Source organism: Campylobacter concisus (assembly GCF_902460595.1).
GTDB classification, from domain to species: Bacteria; Campylobacterota; Campylobacteria; order Campylobacterales; family Campylobacteraceae; genus Campylobacter_A; species Campylobacter_A concisus_BL.
The window spans coordinates 666036-679373 of the sequence record NZ_CABPVA010000001.1 but is presented as its reverse complement, the minus strand read 5'-3'; the positions used below and the strand labels follow the sequence as shown (position 1 = coordinate 679373).

Below are 13338 nucleotides of genomic sequence, written 5' to 3'. Positions count from 1 at the left end.
GTAGAAAAATGATAAATATACTTGAGCTTGAAAGCTCGCTTGGATTTGGTGGGCAAGAGCACCGCACACAGCGTGTGATAAATGGGCTAGATAAGAGCAAATTTAAGGTTTTTTATGGGTTAAATCCTGGCTCAAAGAGCTTTGAAAAGCAGATAGAGTGCGAATTTGTCGAGTTTAACCTTAAAAAATCTTTTAATATCTTTGAAATTTTTAAAATTTGCAAATTTGTAAAGCAAAATAATATAAAAATCATCTCAACTCATTCGGGAAAAGATGGCACTATAGGCGCGATCGTGGGCAAAATTTGTGGCGTTAGTGTGGTTCGCACTAGGCATTTGCAGCTGCCTATAAGCTCCCCAATACCTTACAACCTAAGCACAAAAGTGGTCGGCGTTTGCAACTCAGTTTGCGCTGATCTTATCAAAAGAGGTGTTAAAAAAGAGAAGGTACTAAAAATTTACACTGGCATCGATACGCAAAAATATACGCCAGAATTTAAGATAAATATGAAAAAAGAATTTGGTTTAAGTGACGATGTGGTGGGCGTTTGTATCGTCGCAGTGCTAAGAGCTGCTAAAAATCACAAACTCTTAATCGATGCATTTAGTGAGCTAAATCTACAAAATTCAGCCCTTTTTATCGTGGGTGATGGTCCTCAAAATAAAAATTTACACGAGTATATAAAAGATAAAAAAAATATCTTCATGCTTGGCAACAGAACTGATGTGAGTGACTTTTTAGGCTCACTTGATATTTGCGTGCTGCCTTCGGACATGGAGGCTATCGGCGGGGCGCTGCTTGAGGCATCTTCGTGCAAGCTAGCTACCATTGGAAGTGACGTGGGTGGTCTTGGCGAGGCTGTGAGTGACGGTAAGAGTGGATTTTTGTTTGAAAATGGTAACAAAGAGGAGCTAAAAAAGATGCTTGAAAGGCTCATTTTGGATGAAAATTTAAGAAAGCAGATGGGTGAGTTTGGCAGAGAGTACGTAAAAGAGATATTTAGCATCGAAAAAATGATAGAAAACACACAAAATTTATATATGGAGCTTGTAAAATGAGCGTACCAGTTTTGATGTATCACCATGTGCTTGAAAAGAGCGGATTTATCGCTAGTAGCGTGGATGAGTTTAGATCGCACATGAAATTTCTAGCCGAAAATGACTATAAAACGTTAAGTATCAATGAATTTATCGCGTACAAAAAGGGCGAGCTTGAGGTGCCTAAAAAGAGCGTTTGTATAACATTTGACGATGGCTGGATGGACAACTACATCTATGCCTATCCTATCGTGAAAGAATTTGGACTAAAGGCAAATATATTTATAATAACTGGCTGGATAGAAGCGGCGCAAAAGGCTCATGAGATGAGGGCTGCTAGCTTTTTAAACGTTGATCACAACGAGTGCAAGAAGCTTGCGCCAAGTAGGCCGCAAGATATGATCTTAAATTTAGAGCAGATTGAGAAGATGAGTGAGTGCTTTTATTTTCACTCGCATACGCATGGGCATTTTGATGGATATTTTGGGCAGCTTAGCTTGGATGAGGAATTTGGTCTTTGCCGTGAGTTTATGAAGAAAAACTTTGGCTTTGAGGATGAAGCACTTTGCTGGCCAAGGGGTAAATATAATGATGAATACCTAAGTACTGCTAAAAAGCATGGCTACAAGGCATTTTTCACGACAAAGCGCGGCATAAACAAGGCTGATGGTAACTTAGAAGAGATAAAACGCATAGTGACAAAACGCGACGAAAAGTGGCTTAAAAAGACTATGTTTATCTACCAAAATGACTTTTTGGGATCGATCTACGCGGCGATAAGGTCTTAGTGAGCTAAACTATTTAGTAAAAATTTTCTCATTCTTTGCTAGATGTTTTTCGTAAGACCTAGAAATTTTGTATGAGAGATTTTTACTACATTTTTGAAAGAGAGATTTTATCTTCTCTTTTTGTTTTCTTTGCTCTTCTAGGCCTGAGTTACCAAGCTCTTCTGGATGAGAAAAGATATTACTGAAGTACATTTTTAGTTCAGTATTTCTTAGGATAGCTTCCCATTTGTCTACTCCATAAAGGCCATCTTTATAAAACTCCAAAAGAGCGTTTGCACTGGTTTTTGTTAGTATATAAGCTGCTGTTCTATAAATACTTGTATATGCGTAGGGTGATACTAGATGCAAATCCGGCTTTATTCTTTTACCAAATGCACGAAATCTACTGCTAAGTCCATCTTGCACACCACATATCAAAATGCTGTCATTGCTTATATCTTGGCATAGCAAAAAGGCTTTTTCTATCAAACTATCATCGCCTATAATATCATCTTCTAGTATAAGTGTAAATTCTGCGCCGCTTTGTAAAAAATCCTCATAGGCTTTTATATGCGACATTGTGCAGGCTAGTTCGCCCGGAGTTGCCACTAATGGAGGTATTTTAAATTTATACTTTTCATCGCATGATTTTAGTAGACAATCTATCATGGCTTTATAGTACTCATTGACGCTGAAATTTTTAGCATCAACTGCGTCAATTATTTTAAATTCATCATATCTGTTAAATTGTTTTTGTAAATTTTGCCTTCGCTCTTCATCTCTTTTTAGTGATATAACATAGATAGGATAGTTCACTTTTTACTCCAGTGGTTTAAATATTTCGCTTTATTGGCGATTTGAACTCTAATTTAAATTTATACTCAAGATCTGCTAGATCAAGCTCCTTTTTATCTATATGCTTTTGTGTGTTGTCTGGATCATCACTGGAGTTTCTCTTGTAAATTCCAGTGATTCTATCCTCTTCATCCATACTTAAAATACAGAGTATATCACATTTGCTGATGCGTGCAAGAGGGTTGGCACTTGCGTAGATCATAACCTTTATAAATGGCATTATAAATTTAAAAAATGGTCTTAACTCATCTCTTTGCTCGATCTTTATTTTTACTCTTGGGCGTATAAAAAAGAGATTTACACTCATCACTCCATCATTTATGACAGCGATCTGATATGTCTTAAAGTCGCCAAAGCCTTTATGTCTTAGCTCTTTGCCAAGCGTGCTTTTGCCACTTCCATGTAGTCCAGTAAGAGCGATTAGTACCCGTTTTTTCTTTTAATATCTCTTTACAAGCCGAATTTAATGCTTCTAGCATTATTTATAGCCTCTATTCCTAAAATTTGAATATAAATTTCCTATTATTGGCGTTGAATATATAAAAAGCTTCTTTTTAACTCTAAAAATGTAGTCGCTCTCGTTCTTTGCGTTGTTTGAGATATCGATACGCCTTATCTTAAATTTATCATCTCCCGTGCAAAATCCACCATCTATCACGCTAAAAGCAAAGTCATAATACTCTTTAACTATCCTTTGTGAAAGCTCGTTAAAATGCCCTTTTGGAAAGCAAAAGCCAAATTCTTTTTTTTCTGGAAATAGCTCTTTTATCTTGGCAAGCGAGTTAGAAAATTCCTCTCTTAACCTTGCTTCATTGTCACTTCTGCAAGAAAAGTGGCTCGCTGTGTGGCTATCAAATTCAAAGAGTCCACTCTCTTGCATCTGCCTGATCTCATCTAAATTTAAAAAATACTCCGCGTCCTTATCGTAGTCGATCTCTTTGTGCTTTTTAAACGTAAAATCATAATCCTGCCTTTTAAAATCCCTGATCTTATCTGTTATTAAAAAGCAAACAGCTGGGATATTTAGCTCTTTTAAGAGGGGAAAAGCAAATTTATAATTATCAAAATACCCATCATCAAAAGTTAGCAAAATGCTTTTTTTTTCAGGCTTTGCTCGGCCTGCCACGATATCTTTAAACTGGCTATAATTTATAAATTTATAGCCCTCATCAAGCGCCATTAGAAGCGCTTTTTTAAATAGCTCAGGCCTTATAGCAAAGTCGTTTTCATTATTATTGCAGTGGTGCATCGTTAGCACGCAAACTGGGTAGTTCATTTTTGCTCCAGTAAATTTCTTATAGCCTCTTTTAGCGCCTTGTGGCTAAAGTTTTCATCCACAAATTTAAAGGCGTTTTGAGAGTAAATTTTGGCATTTTCAGGCCCATTTATCAGCTCTAAAATGCACTCTTTTAGAGAAATTTCATCTAAATTTCTAGCGCAAAGCCCACGCTCTTTATCTTTAACTAGCACGTTCATCGGGGCATTATCATAAACAACGACTGGCACCTTTGAGCTCATCGCCTCTAGCAAGACCGTACCAAGCCCCTCAGAGTGTGAGGCAAATACGTAGATATCAAAACTTTTTATGACGTTTGCTGCGTCATTTCTAAAGCCAGTGAAGATGATCTTGTCTTTTTTATCAAACATAGAGGCGATCTGCTCTTTTGTGCCGTCGCTAATGTTGCCAGAAAAAACAATAGTCGCATCCTTTGTCTTTAAAATTTCTTTTGCGGCACTTGCAAAGTCAAAGACGCCTTTCTTGCGGTAAAGTGAGGTAAAAGTGCCAATAACGAGCTCATCTTTATTAATATTAAACTCATCTCGAAAAGTGCTTTTTGTGCTACCAATCTTTTCAACATCAACCGTGCTTGGCATAAAAAAGAGCCTATCTTCGCTAACGCCGATGCTTAGAAGATACTCTTTGACGCTACCTGAGATATATAAAATTTTATCAAAAAGCTTTTTGTGCATAAATTTAGAAACAAGCCCATTTATAGGAAAGAGGTTGTGTCTTTCTTTATAAAATTTAACACCTTTTTTGCGGTACTTTAGCCCAGCTATGGCGCCAACCCAGCTATCAGTCGAGCCATGCGTGATCACGACATCTATTTTGTTTGAGTTTATCGCCTCACAAAGTGCTGGCACGCTTTTATGAAAATTTTTCTTATTCATCTCTTGTGTGATGACCTTAAATCCATCTTCTTTTGCGATGCTTTTGATCTGCGAATTTGGGTTGCAAAAGAGCATCACTTCATGACCCATTTCACGCATGAAATGCATCTCATTTAGTGTCTTGTTTTGCTCGCCACCCCAGTTAAAAAGCGTCTGCGTGTGGAGGATATTCATTGCATTAGCTCCAAATTTGATCTTATTTTCGCCTTTATTTGCCCCATCTCATCGCCAAAGTCCATCAGCGTTTTTTCTACGCCATGCTCTTTTATACCCTCTTTGTCGCAAGGCACAAAGTCCCAATTCTTTTGATAGACGATGTGTTTGCCCATGCTTTGTATGCCATTTTGCGCTGTGTAGCCATTTTGCATTAGGGTATTGTCCCATGGTCCCCATTCAAAAGCGTTACTTGGACCAAAAAAGGCTATTACGGGCACGTCGTTTGCCGCAGCTATATGCATGATAGCAGTATCGACGCCCACAAAGAGATTTGAGAGCTTTGAGAGGGCGATCGTTTGTTTTAGACTTAGCTTGCCACCTAAATTTATAGGCTCACTTTTGCAAATTTTTAGCACACTTGCAAGCTTATTTAGCTCATTTTCTTTGTTGTCGCTTGTTAGCACGACCTTTACGCCAAGCTCATTTTCGCAGTAGTCTATAAGCTCTGCCATGCTCTCGTCGTTTGCGCATTTAAACATCCAGCGGCTTGTTAGATGCACATGCACAAAGCGCTTTGGTAAATTTAGATACTCCACGCTCTCGTCCGAAAAAACACTCACCTTTTTGCTCACCGGCTCAAAACCCAAAGCCCTTAGCGCATTTAAATTTAGATCGACCGTGTGAGAGAAATTTTCGTAGTATTTTGCCTTTACGCTTAAAAGTTTATTTATGGCTTTACTTTTGCCTAAAAAACCAACTATCTTTTTTATCTTAGCGTACTTTGCGATGATGACGCCGCGGTCTCCAGTGGTCGTTTGCACCGCCATATCGTATTTCTCTTTTTTGATCGCTCTTATAAATTTTAGCTCGGTCATTAGCTTTTTAAAAAAGCCAGAATTTGCACTTTGCCTATCATAAATATGGATTTTATTTATGTAAGGATTGTCTTCTATCATCGCTTCTGTCCCTTTATTTAGGGCAAAGTCGATGGTCGCGTCTGGGTAGTAGTGGTGCAGGTTTTCAATGAGCGGTGTTGTTAAAAGCACGTCACCGATGTTTCTAAATTTGATTACAAGTATTTTCATTTTACATATTTCCAAAATGTGTACTGGGCGTAAAGTCTAGCGATAACGTAGCCCGTAAGGCCCTCTTTAAAGCCACCTTTTAGCACATAAAGCTTAAAAAATGTCCAAGCAGGGCTTGTAAGCGCCTTTAGCAAATTTCTCTTTGCACCCATGCTTGAGTAGCGATTTTGCTTAGCGATAAACTGCTCGATGCTCTCATACGCGTAGTGCAAGAAGTGGTTTTTAAGCGTGCCAAGCCTTTGTGAGCCGTCATTTAAAACGACCTTTTCATGCACAGCTCTACCATCAAATTTGGCAAAATTTTTATTAAAAAGCCTTACCGTGTAGTCTGGGTATAGTCCCATATTTTTTATCGCTTTGCCAAAAAAGAAATTTAGCCTAGCAACATTGTAAGCCATAAATTTAGGCTCTTTTAGCACGCTAACGATCTCATTTTTAAGTTCATCCGTGATCACTTCATCGCTATCAAGCACAAAGACCCACTCGTTTTTGGCTAGATCCACGCCCTTTTGCTTTTGCGCGCCAAATCCAAGCCAAGTTTGCTCGTGAAATTTCACATTGCTAAAGCCATCACAAATTTGCCTTGTGTTATCTTTTGAGCCGCTATCAACCAAGATGATCTCATCAGCAAATTTAGCACTCTCTAACACCTCTTTTAGGTACTTTTCGCTGTTAAAAGTCAAAATGACAACGCTTAGCATTTGTACTCTTTTTCGTAAAATCTCTTAAACCTTTGGTGAAACCAAAAGTACTCTTCTGGCCTTGCTCTAACCATCTCTTCGCATGCGCTGCACTGCATCTGCGTCGCTTTTTGCACGGCCTCTTCTTTGTCAAATGTACTTATATCAATAGGCTCTTCAAAGCAAATTTCGCTTAAATTTTCGCCTTTTTGGTAGATAAATGCGTTTATGATTAAAGCATTCGTCTTTTGCGCTAGCACGCTTGCTGCTGGTGTGTGAAGCACATCTTTGCCAAAAAATTTCACCTTTATGCCATCTTTTGGTGCGGTGTTTTGATCAACTAAAATTCCTACTATTCGCCTAGCTTTTAACGCTTTTAAGATATCTTTTGCACCGCCATCTTTGTCTATTAGCTCCACATCAAACTGCGATCTGTTGGCTCTTAAAATTTTATCCATGACGCTGCTATCAAGCCTTCTGCCAAGCACTGAAGATGGCCCAAAATGAGCTGCAACAGCTAGAGGAAATATCTCCCACTGCCCAAAGTGCGCGGTCGTGACGATGATAGGCCGGCCAGACTTCATCGCGTCAACTAAAAAGTGCTCATTTTTAAAAACAACTTGCTCTAGTATCTTTTGTTTTGTTGTGTTTTGGTTTAGGATGAAATTTATACCAAGGTATTTTGCAAAGTTGTAGTAGCATTTTTTGGCGATCTCAAGCTTTTCTTCTTTGGTTTTCGTTTCGCCAAAAGCAAGGTCTAAATTTGTCATCACTACGTGAAATCTCTTTTTTTTAAGCTTCATAAAGGCAAATGCCATAAATTTAGCAAGCATGTTTTGAAGCGAGCAAGGCATTATAAATATAAGAAATTTCAAGGTATAAAAGCCAGCTAGATAGAGCCTATCCATTTAGCAGCCTTTTTGCGAAATTTGCAACCGTTTCAGGGTAAATTTCTCTTATGCAAAAGTCGTTTTTATCGATACTTCTAGCATCTATCTCCTTGCCCATATCAACGACAAGGTTTTTGTCTGTGACGTAGGCGTTTCGGTGGCTTGGTCGGTTGCCAAAAAGCGTGATAGAAGGCCTATTTACAGCCCATGCAAGGTGCGTTAGACCGCTATCATTGCCAATTACCAGATCACAGCTTGCTATGTAATCTATCATATCTTTTATGCTTAGTTTTTCAAGCAGTTTTGCAGATGTGCCCGAAATGATCGCCTCAGCTCTTGCTTTTTCGCTCTCACTCCCGTAGCAAAGGTAAATTTCACAATCATCAAGAAGTCTGATCACATCTTTAAATTTGTCATAAATTTTACTCTCTTCACTTGCAAAAGCAGCGATTAATACGCGTTTTTTTCCGCTTTCATTTTTAAATTTTTTGCAAATTTCAAAGCAGGGCGATTTTTTTAAAATTTCATCTCTATCAAAGCCAAAATTTAGAGCGTATCCAACAAGGCTTAGGTTTCTAACTATGATATTTTCGTTGTAGTCGATCTTAAATTTATGCCTATAAAGCCTGGCTGCAATCTTTTCTTTGACGCTTTCTCTGCTAAAGCCGTAAATTTCTTTGCCAAGTAGTTTTGCAACGACAGCTGATTTAAAAAGTCCTTGCAAGTCGATCACTTTATCAAATTTACCAAGCGTTTTTATGATCTTATAGCTCTTTTTAAAGCTCTCTTTAAGCGGCAAAACGACTAGCTCGTCGATTAGGGGATGATCTTTTAAAAGGCTTGCAAAACGGGCATCAACTAGCCATGTGATGTGAGCATTTGGGCAGTGCTTTTTGATAAACTGAAGCACGATGGCTGCATGGACGATGTCCCCAAGTGCCGAAAGCTTTACGATGGCTATTTTTAGTTGATTTTTATCTTGCATTGGCTGCTTTAAATATAAATTTTTGGTATGATTTTAAAAAAAAATGCTTAAAAAAGGGCTAAAATGGCGAAAAGTTACATCTGCGTCTTTGACTGCGAGACGATACCTGATGCAAATTTGATAAGAAAAATTTACGGCATTGACGGGAGCGACGAAGATGTGAGCGTGCAGGCGATGGCCTTGCAAAAAGAGGCTAGTGGGAGTGAGTTTTTGCCTGTGATGTTTCATAGAGTGGTCGCGATCTCTGCGGTGATGGCCGATGAGTACGGAAAATTTTTAAAAGTTAGCACGATGGAGGGCAAGGACGAGCGCGAGATCATCGCTAAATTTTTAAAATTTATAAATGATTATAACCCAAGGCTTGTTAGCTTTAACGGCCGTGGCTTTGACCTGCCAATGCTTATGGTACGTGCGATGCGCTACAACCTAAACGCGGCGGCATATTATGAGAGCGAAAACAAAGAGCTAAACAAAAACAAATGGGAAAATTATAGAGCTAGATATTCGCCTAAATTTCACCTTGATCTGCTTGATTTTATAAGCGATTTTGGAAGTGTTAGGGGACTAAAGCTTGATACGCTTTGTGCTAGCTTAAATTTACCTGGCAAATACGACGTGCACGGTGATCAGGTGCTTGAGCTATACTACGCAGGCGAGCTTGATAAGATAAACGAATACTGCGAAAGCGACGTGCTTAACACCTACTGGCTATTTTTGAAATTTGAGCTTTTGCAGGCAAATATCTTGCAAGAAGACTACATAAATCACCTAAACGTGATGAGCGAATTTCTAGCTAAAAACTGCGCTCACAGGGGATATAGCGAGGTCTTTTGCTCTGCGATAAGCGATGAGCTAGCAAGGCTTGGTGGAGAGCTAGACTACGAGATAAAGGTAGATAAAGAGGCTTTGGAATTTAGCGAATTTGATGATGTAAGGCCGATTAGCAAAGAGGAGCTAAACCGCGATATGCTGGGCGGTTTGCTTAAAAAAGCAAGCGATCTAAAGCCAAAAGAGCCAAAGAGCAAGACACTTTTTGAAGAGAAAGTGCCTGAGATAAATTTAGACGACGAATAAGCCAAAATGAAAGGAAAAATATGAAAATTTTAGTAACTGGAACAGCTGGATTTATAGGATTTCACCTTGCAAATGCCCTTGTGGCTCGTGGGGATGAGGTCGTTGGGTATGACGTGATAAATGACTATTACGACGTAAATTTAAAGCTTGCACGCCTAAAAACGGCTGGTTTTGACGTGAGCGAGATAGACTATGGCAAACTTATCACCTCAAAAACACATCCAAATTTAAAATTTATAAAAGCAGACCTTGCTGATGAAAAGACGATGAAAGAGCTTTTTGCTAAAGAGAAATTTGATGTAGTGGTAAATTTAGCCGCACAAGCTGGCGTTCGCTACTCGCTCATAAACCCAAAAGCCTATATAGATAGCAACATCACAGGCTTTATGAACATCCTCGAGTGCTGCCGCCACAATGAGATCAAAAACCTAGTCTATGCAAGCTCTAGCTCGGTTTATGGCTTAAATGAGAACATGCCCTTTTCTACACACGAGGGGGTCAATCACCCTATAAGCCTCTACGCAGCGACTAAAAAGAGCAACGAAATGATGGCGCACACTTATAGCCATCTATTTAATGTGCCAACGACTGGGCTTCGCTTTTTTACGGTTTATGGACCATGGGGACGCCCTGATATGGCGCTATTTTTGTTTGTTGATGCCGCGCTTAAAGATAAAACCATCGATGTTTTCAACTACGGCAAGATGAAGCGCGACTTTACCTACGTGGACGACATCGTAAAGGGCATAATTAAATGCATCGACAACCCTGCGAAGCCAAACCCAGCTTGGGACGCAAAGCACCCAGACCCTGCCACCTCAAAAGCGCCGTTTAAGGTCTATAATATCGGTAACAACAGCCCAGTCGAGCTCATGGACTACATCAAGGCAGTTGAGATAAAGATCGGCCGTGAGATCAAGAAAAATTTTCTCCCACTTCAAGCAGGCGACGTGCCAGCGACATTTGCAGACGTGAGCGACTTGGTGGCTGACTTTGACTACAAGCCAAATACAAAAGTAAATGACGGCGTGGCTAAATTTGTCGAGTGGTATAGCGAGTTTTACGGGATCAAAATTTAAATGAGACGTTGCGAGTGGGCCAAGGGCGAGCTTGATATAGCCTACCACGATAATGAGTGGGGCAAAATCATAAAAGATGATAGAAAATTTTTTGAAATGATAGTTTTAGAGGGCTTTCAAGCAGGACTTTCGTGGCATGGGGTGCTTCAAAAAAGAGAGGCTATGAGAGCGGCGTTTGACGGCTTTGATTCTGAAAAGATCAAGCTTTATGGTGAGGCTGAGATAGCTAAATTTATGCAAAACGAAGGGCTAATACGCAATAGACTAAAACTAAATTCTCTTGCCACAAACGCCCTTGCATTTTTATCTGTAATGCAAGAATTTGGCAGCTTTTATGACTATCTTTGGGGGCATTTACTTAAAAAATTTGACCCGAAATTTGACGGCAAACAGATCATAAACCACTATCAAGATATTAAGCAAGTGCCGGCAACTACGCCGATGTCTGACTTTGTGGCAAAGGAGCTAAAAAAGCGAGGGTTTAAGTTTCTAGGCTCTGTTAGCACCTATGCCTTTTTGCAAAGCGTGGGCGTGGTGGATGATCATATGGACTATTGTTTTTGTAAGGCAAAAGGCTGATTAGGATAGTTTTTGCACTTTTGGTGCTTTTAAATTTTACTTTTGGCCTTGAACTATTACGCCTTAGCGAATTTAAAGATCAAAACGTCAGTGGCTGGCTAGCTAGCGAGAAGCTTGATGGTGTGCGTGCCTACTGGGACGGAGAGAATTTGCTCTCAAGGCAGGGCAAAAAACTAAATGCGCCGCCAAGTTTTACTAAAAATTTCCCTAAATTTGCACTTGACGGCGAGCTTTACGCAAAGGAGCTTAAATTTGAAGAAATTCAAGCAAGCGTGATGGATAAGCTGCCAGATGAGAAGGCATGGAGCAGGCTTAAATTTCACATTTTTGACGTGCCAGAGGCAAGTGGTGGCTTGCTTGCTAGGCTTGAAGTTTTGGCTAAATTTCTAAAAAATGAGCCAAATGACAATTTAATCATCATAAAGCAGATAAAAATGCGTGATAACGCTCAATTTTTAAAATTTGCTGAAAGTATCATCGCAAAAGGCGGCGAGGGAGCAGTCGTGCGTGAGCCAAATGCGCCATACGAGCGAAAACGAAGTAAAAATGCGCTCAAATTTAAGAAATTTAAAGACGCCGAGTGTGAGGTGACCGCTATAAATAAAGGCAGCGGCAAATACGCCAATTTTGCTGGCTCGCTCACCTGCAAGGCACTTGGCGGCAAAGATGATAAAGAAAGAGCTAGCGAGCCAAAAGAGGGCACTATCTTTAAAATAGGCTCAGGACTAAGCGATGAAAATCGTCAAGAGCCCCCAAAGATAGGCTCTATCATCACATATAAATTTCAAAATTTAACCGCCAACGGCAAGCCAAGATTTCCTATATTTTTAAGGGTTAGAGAGGATTAAATTTCGTCTATGATCTCTTTTAATGCCCTAAAAGAGTCAAGCTGCGCATCCTCGTCAAAAATGAAGCTTTGAGCCATGATCTCATCGACTTCAAGTCTGTTTTGAAACTCTAAAATTTGCTCTTTAACGCTTTGCTTTGAGCCTATAAAAGAGCACGCCATCATCTCTTCTGTGACGGCTCTTTCTCTATTTTTTAGCTCTATTTGCCTAAAGTCGATCGGCCCAAAATGCGGAGCCTGTGCGCCTGCCTTGCCACTTATGGCAAAGACTTCGTCGTTATCCTTTTTTGGTGGCTGCAAATACTCTTTTCCGCCAGTTACTACGTTTAAGAAAAACTGCGTTTGTGTAGTAGCTAAACTCTTTGCTAGCTCGTCACTTTGGGCTATTATCACATTTGCTCCTGCGATGACATAGGGCGCTTTTAAAAAGGGCGATGGTTTGAAATTTTGACGATAAATTTCTACCGCTTTTTCTAGCGCACGTGGTGCAAAGTGCGACGCAAAGGCATAAGGCAGGCCAAACTCAGCCGCCACGTATGCGCTATATATGCTTGATCCAAGTATGTAAATAGGCGGAATTTTGTCTACTTTTGGATAGGCTTTCACGGCTCTTTTGGCGTTAAAATAGTCCATTAATTCGTTTATTTGCATATCAAATTCTATCTCTCTGGCACCGCGTCTAAGCACAGCGGCTGTCTCTTGGTCAGTCCCTGGAGCTCTGCCAAGCCCAAGATCGACGCGGTTTGGAAATAGTGTCTCAAGAGTGGCGTACTGCTCGGCGATAGAGTAGGGGCTGTGGTTTGGTAGCATCACGCCGCCAGAGCCCACGCGAAGGCTTTTGGTATGCTCTAAGATGTGTGCGATGATGAGCTGCGTGGCTGAGCTAGCTAAATTTTGCATATTGTGATGCTCTGCGACCCAGTAGCGCTTTATGCCGATATCTTCGGCAAAAATAGCTAGTCTAATGGCTGCGTCTATGGCGGCTTTTGCGTCACCGCCTTGTTTTATTGGTAGTAAATTTAAGATCGAGAGATTCATTTTTTATCCTTTTTTTGTAGATGAGGGATTATAAAGATTAAATTTAAAATAAATTGTAAGTCTATTTTAAATTTATAAAGGCAAAGACCTATCC

Annotated in this window: 15 protein-coding genes; 6 read left to right on the top strand and 9 right to left on the bottom strand. The window is 39.9% G+C overall.

Going from position 1 to position 13338, the window contains the following annotated elements; translation table 11 throughout:
- Positions 1-8 precede the first annotated feature (8 nt).
- Both F3G86_RS03310 and F3G86_RS03305 read left to right on the top strand, forming a co-directional pair.
- The gene (locus tag F3G86_RS03310; protein WP_149722983.1) at positions 9-1058 is read left to right on the top strand and encodes a glycosyltransferase; all 1050 of its coding nucleotides are present in this window, start codon (positions 9-11) and stop codon (positions 1056-1058) included.
- The gene (locus F3G86_RS03305) at positions 1055-1825 is read left to right on the top strand and encodes a polysaccharide deacetylase family protein (RefSeq protein ID WP_149722982.1); all 771 of its coding nucleotides are present in this window, start codon (positions 1055-1057) and stop codon (positions 1823-1825) included. Before F3G86_RS03310 ends, F3G86_RS03305 begins: the two co-directional genes overlap by 4 nt.
- Before the next feature lie 9 nt (positions 1826-1834).
- Here the strand turns inward: F3G86_RS03305 and F3G86_RS03300 are convergent, their stop codons facing one another.
- The 8 genes from F3G86_RS03300 to waaC all read right to left on the bottom strand — a co-directional run bounded on the left by F3G86_RS03300 (position 1835) and on the right by waaC (position 8627).
- Positions 1835-2620 carry a glycosyltransferase family 25 protein gene (locus F3G86_RS03300; protein WP_149722981.1) on the bottom strand — a complete coding sequence of 262 codons (786 nt, stop codon included), beginning with the start codon at positions 2618-2620 and terminating at the stop codon, positions 1835-1837.
- A gap of 16 nt (positions 2621-2636) precedes the next feature.
- A complete protein-coding gene (locus F3G86_RS03295) occupies positions 2637-2966 on the bottom strand; it encodes a hypothetical protein (protein ID WP_149722980.1) in 330 nt (109 codons plus the stop codon).
- Positions 2967-3137: 171 nt separating this feature from the next.
- Positions 3138-3935, bottom strand: a complete 798-nt coding sequence (locus F3G86_RS03290; RefSeq protein ID WP_149722979.1) for a polysaccharide deacetylase family protein — start codon at positions 3933-3935, stop codon at positions 3138-3140.
- Complete coding sequence (locus tag F3G86_RS03285) at positions 3932-5005, bottom strand: glycosyltransferase family 4 protein (protein ID WP_149722978.1); 1074 nt, start codon at positions 5003-5005, stop codon at positions 3932-3934. Before F3G86_RS03285 ends, F3G86_RS03290 begins: the two co-directional genes overlap by 4 nt.
- Entirely contained in the window at positions 5002-6072 is a 1071-nt protein-coding gene (gene rfaQ, locus F3G86_RS03280) for a putative lipopolysaccharide heptosyltransferase III (protein ID WP_149722977.1), read from the bottom strand. Before rfaQ ends, F3G86_RS03285 begins: the two co-directional genes overlap by 4 nt.
- The gene (locus F3G86_RS03275; RefSeq protein WP_149722976.1) at positions 6069-6773 is read right to left on the bottom strand and encodes a glycosyltransferase family 2 protein; all 705 of its coding nucleotides are present in this window, start codon (positions 6771-6773) and stop codon (positions 6069-6071) included. The genes rfaQ and F3G86_RS03275 overlap by 4 nt, the downstream gene beginning before the upstream one ends.
- Positions 6767-7660, bottom strand: coding sequence for a lipid A biosynthesis lauroyl acyltransferase (locus tag F3G86_RS03270; RefSeq protein WP_149722975.1), 894 nt, complete (start codon positions 7658-7660; stop codon positions 6767-6769). The genes F3G86_RS03275 and F3G86_RS03270 overlap by 7 nt, the downstream gene beginning before the upstream one ends.
- Positions 7653-8627: a lipopolysaccharide heptosyltransferase I gene (gene waaC, locus F3G86_RS03265; RefSeq protein ID WP_149712903.1), complete on the bottom strand. Its 975-nt coding sequence runs from the start codon at positions 8625-8627 to the stop codon at positions 7653-7655. The genes F3G86_RS03270 and waaC overlap by 8 nt, the downstream gene beginning before the upstream one ends.
- A gap of 63 nt (positions 8628-8690) precedes the next feature.
- Here waaC and F3G86_RS03260 point away from each other — a divergent pair, with 63 nt between their 5' ends.
- From F3G86_RS03260 to F3G86_RS03245, 4 genes are read left to right on the top strand one after another with little or no spacing between them, the layout of a single operon-like run.
- Positions 8691-9701: a 3'-5' exonuclease gene (locus tag F3G86_RS03260; protein ID WP_149722974.1), complete on the top strand. Its 1011-nt coding sequence runs from the start codon at positions 8691-8693 to the stop codon at positions 9699-9701.
- A gap of 20 nt (positions 9702-9721) precedes the next feature.
- Complete coding sequence (locus tag F3G86_RS03255; RefSeq protein ID WP_107856411.1) at positions 9722-10780, top strand: NAD-dependent epimerase; 1059 nt, start codon at positions 9722-9724, stop codon at positions 10778-10780.
- Complete coding sequence (locus F3G86_RS03250) at positions 10781-11359, top strand: DNA-3-methyladenine glycosylase I (protein ID WP_149722973.1); 579 nt, start codon at positions 10781-10783, stop codon at positions 11357-11359. It abuts the gene before it with no gap.
- On the top strand, positions 11359-12207 hold the full coding sequence (locus F3G86_RS03245) for a DNA ligase (protein WP_103652367.1): 849 nt from the start codon (positions 11359-11361) through the stop codon (positions 12205-12207). Before F3G86_RS03250 ends, F3G86_RS03245 begins: the two co-directional genes overlap by 1 nt.
- Here the strand turns inward: F3G86_RS03245 and F3G86_RS03240 are convergent.
- Entirely contained in the window at positions 12204-13244 is a 1041-nt protein-coding gene (locus F3G86_RS03240; RefSeq protein WP_149722972.1) for an LLM class flavin-dependent oxidoreductase, read from the bottom strand. The two genes, F3G86_RS03245 and F3G86_RS03240, sit on opposite strands and share 4 nt — an antisense overlap.
- Positions 13245-13338: the final 94 nt, after the last annotated feature.

What these genes read in the sequence shown, in the direction of transcription:
- waaC (WP_149712903.1), bottom strand. Translation starts at nt 8,627, where the DNA reads ATGCAAGATAAAAATCAACTAAAAATAGCCATCGTAAAGCTTTCGGCA.
- F3G86_RS03255 (WP_107856411.1), top strand. Translation starts at nt 9,722, where the DNA reads ATGAAAATTTTAGTAACTGGAACAGCTGGATTTATAGGATTTCACCTT.
- F3G86_RS03270 (WP_149722975.1), bottom strand. Translation starts at nt 7,660, where the DNA reads ATGGATAGGCTCTATCTAGCTGGCTTTTATACCTTGAAATTTCTTATA.
- F3G86_RS03260 (WP_149722974.1), top strand. Translation starts at nt 8,691, where the DNA reads ATGGCGAAAAGTTACATCTGCGTCTTTGACTGCGAGACGATACCTGAT.
- F3G86_RS03295 (WP_149722980.1), bottom strand. Translation starts at nt 2,966, where the DNA reads ATGAGTGTAAATCTCTTTTTTATACGCCCAAGAGTAAAAATAAAGATC.
- F3G86_RS03275 (WP_149722976.1), bottom strand. Translation starts at nt 6,773, where the DNA reads ATGCTAAGCGTTGTCATTTTGACTTTTAACAGCGAAAAGTACCTAAAA.
- F3G86_RS03250 (WP_149722973.1), top strand. Translation starts at nt 10,781, where the DNA reads ATGAGACGTTGCGAGTGGGCCAAGGGCGAGCTTGATATAGCCTACCAC.
- F3G86_RS03290 (WP_149722979.1), bottom strand. Translation starts at nt 3,935, where the DNA reads ATGAACTACCCAGTTTGCGTGCTAACGATGCACCACTGCAATAATAAT.
- F3G86_RS03240 (WP_149722972.1), bottom strand. Translation starts at nt 13,244, where the DNA reads ATGAATCTCTCGATCTTAAATTTACTACCAATAAAACAAGGCGGTGAC.
- rfaQ (WP_149722977.1), bottom strand. Translation starts at nt 6,072, where the DNA reads ATGAAAATACTTGTAATCAAATTTAGAAACATCGGTGACGTGCTTTTA.
- F3G86_RS03285 (WP_149722978.1), bottom strand. Translation starts at nt 5,005, where the DNA reads ATGAATATCCTCCACACGCAGACGCTTTTTAACTGGGGTGGCGAGCAA.
- F3G86_RS03305 (WP_149722982.1), top strand. Translation starts at nt 1,055, where the DNA reads ATGAGCGTACCAGTTTTGATGTATCACCATGTGCTTGAAAAGAGCGGA.
- F3G86_RS03310 (WP_149722983.1), top strand. Translation starts at nt 9, where the DNA reads ATGATAAATATACTTGAGCTTGAAAGCTCGCTTGGATTTGGTGGGCAA.